Origin of the sequence: Caballeronia arationis (assembly GCF_001544975.2) — a bacterium.
Classification (GTDB): domain Bacteria; phylum Pseudomonadota; class Gammaproteobacteria; order Burkholderiales; family Burkholderiaceae; genus Caballeronia; species Caballeronia arationis.
On sequence record NZ_FCOG02000347.1, the window covers coordinates 1 to 2,531 of the forward strand.

Below are 2,531 nucleotides of genomic sequence, written 5' to 3' on the forward strand. Positions count from 1 at the left end.
TGCCTGAAGCACGTGGCCGAGATGAGGACATTCCTGGCGCATTCCATCAGGGCTCGCGGCTTCGGCCTGCGTAAAGCTGATGGTATGGACTCTCGCCCCCTCCGGGGCGCACACTTCGGGAGCCACTTCGGGAGATTTGAGATGCCTACGCTCACCATCGGTCTTGATATTGCGAAGCACGTGTTCCAGGTTCATGGCGTCGATCGTGGCGGGAGGCCAGTGGTACAGCGAAAGCTGCGCCGAGCGGAGGTGTTGAAATTCTTTTCGAGATTGGATCCGAGCCTGATAGGTATCGAAGCATGTCACGGTTCGCACTATTGGGCTCGTGAACTGACCACGCAGGGGCACACCGTGCGCCTACTGCCAACGCAATACGTAAAGCCCTTTCTGGTCGGCGGGAAGAACGATGCGAATGATGCTTCGGCCATCTGCGCCGCAGTCTCACGACCGGGCATTCACCCGGTACCGATCAAAAGCGCTGAACAGCAATCCTTGCAGTCGGCTCATCGCATGCGCGAGCGATTGGTTCATGAGCGAACCGCGAAGTCAAACCAGATACGGAGCATGTTTGCCGAAGAGGGATTCATCTTCCCCACGGGAATCGTTCAGTTGAGACAAGGCATCGTGGCCCTCGTCAACGACGCTGATGCGGGCATCACGACCCTGCTTCGGCGGCTTGGTTCGATGTATCTCGAACAGTTGGCGGCCTTGCAGCGATGGATCGACGAACTTGCGTTCGAGATTGCCGAGATATTCAAACGCAACGAAAGCTGCCAACGTCTTGCCACGATTCCTGGCGTCGGACCACTCGTAGCGACCGCATTGTTTAGCGGCGTGGGAGATCCACTGCAGTTCAAGAACGGGCGTCAGTTCGCAGCGTGGTTGGGTCTGACGCCAAAACAGCGATCGAGCGGTGGCAAGTCAAAGCTGGGCGGCATCACGAAACATGGTGACACCTATCTTCGCACGCTGCTGGTACAGGGGGCGCGTGCGGTGATGCGCTTCGTCGGGCGTCGGGATGACCGGCACAGTCGCTGGATCAAGGCGGTGATGCAGCGCCGTCATGTGAGCGTCGCGGCAATCGCTCTCGCGAACAAGACGGCGCGAATAGCGTGGGCAGTATTGACGAGCAATGAATGCTTCAAGTTGGCATAGCGCTTCCTGTAGCGCGCAGACGCAACCTCACTCTCTTCACGATTGCGCAAGAAGCGGCAGCATGGCGAACCGGTCGGACCGGCGCTTGTAGATCCTGATATATCCGGCGGCTGCGGTACGAAGCCAAGAGGCCGATGAGGGACAAGCGCGCAAACTTCCATGATGGCTCGTGCTGATGGCAAGCACATCAAAAGCCGAATGTACGGACGCAGTCGAGACCTTCGAAATGCACACCGATCTTGCTCATAGGCGGGAGTCCATGTACGGATATAAGACCGCGGCCGATACCTCGTTACGGCATCACATGAAGATCAACTTGGCAAACCGGGCGGTGTCCATATAAGGCTGTGTGAAAACGTGTTGATCGCCTATAGTTAGTCAACACGTTTTCCGATGGTGGCCCATGAAGCGATTCATCGTGTGGCGCGACAATCTGGATGAGAGACGCGCGACAATCAGGTTGAGAATGTCGCGGCAAGAATGATGATGCCGATGTTGATTGACGCTGGCAAGCATTTATAGATTGACGCGCGGTTTTGATTTGACGCGGACGAGCGGGTGTCGCACGACAGTCAAGCTGAGGTCTTTAGTCGTCGAGGATTACTGTGTAACCCGTGACGTTGCGGATATTCTGGCAGCGCGACAATCAGGATAAGAATGTGGTGGCGTGGGTGATGATGCCGGTGTTGATTGACGCCGGCGAGCTTTGCCTGCCAGCCGCGCGTCAATCAGGATGAGAACAGGGCGTCAGTCGGTGGGGTCGATGCCGTAACGCGTGACACCCGTGAGCTGCGAATTGCCCGTCATAGCTGATCCTCCTGTTTCGGCGGCACGCCGACGTTCTTTGGTGTCGCTCTACTGGCCGGGCGTCCCGGACCCTGCTGCTTGCGCTCCAGGGCGGTACGGCGACGGTAGCTTTCGACGTTCATTTCAAAGATCGTCGAGTGATGGACCAGTCGGTCGACGGCGGCGACCGTCATGGCCCGGTCGGGGAAGACCTTGTCCCATTCGCCGAATGGTTGATTTGCTGTTATGCAAAGAGAACGGTGCTCATACCTGGCGCTGATGAGCTCGAACAGCACCGACGTCTCAGCCTGATCCTTGCTGACGTATGCGAAATCGTCCAAGACAAGTAAATCGAATCGATCCAGCCGGTTGATGGCGGACTCCAGAGCGAGCTCGCGGCGCGCGACCTGCAACCGCTGCACGAGGTCAGTGGTACGCACGAACAAGACCTTCCAGCCCTTCTCCAGCAGGCTCAGTCCAATGGCCGACGACAAGTGCGATTTGCCTCCCCCACTCGAACCAGCGACACACTGCCCATGATCATGCAGATGAGGTACTCGTTCGTTATCCATATCATCCACGCGTGGGCG

Annotated in this window: 2 protein-coding genes; one reads left to right on the forward strand and one right to left on the reverse strand. The window is 57.6% G+C overall.

What is annotated here, in order from left to right:
- Positions 1-141 precede the first annotated feature (141 nt).
- Positions 142-1,155, forward strand: coding sequence for an IS110 family RNA-guided transposase (locus AWB81_RS41975; protein WP_062644413.1), 1,014 nt, complete (start codon positions 142-144; stop codon positions 1,153-1,155).
- A gap of 803 nt (positions 1,156-1,958) precedes the next feature.
- Here AWB81_RS41975 and AWB81_RS41980 read toward each other — a convergent pair.
- A partial coding sequence (locus AWB81_RS41980; RefSeq protein ID WP_235026226.1) for an ATP-binding protein occupies positions 1,959-2,531 on the reverse strand: 573 nt, incomplete at its 5' end.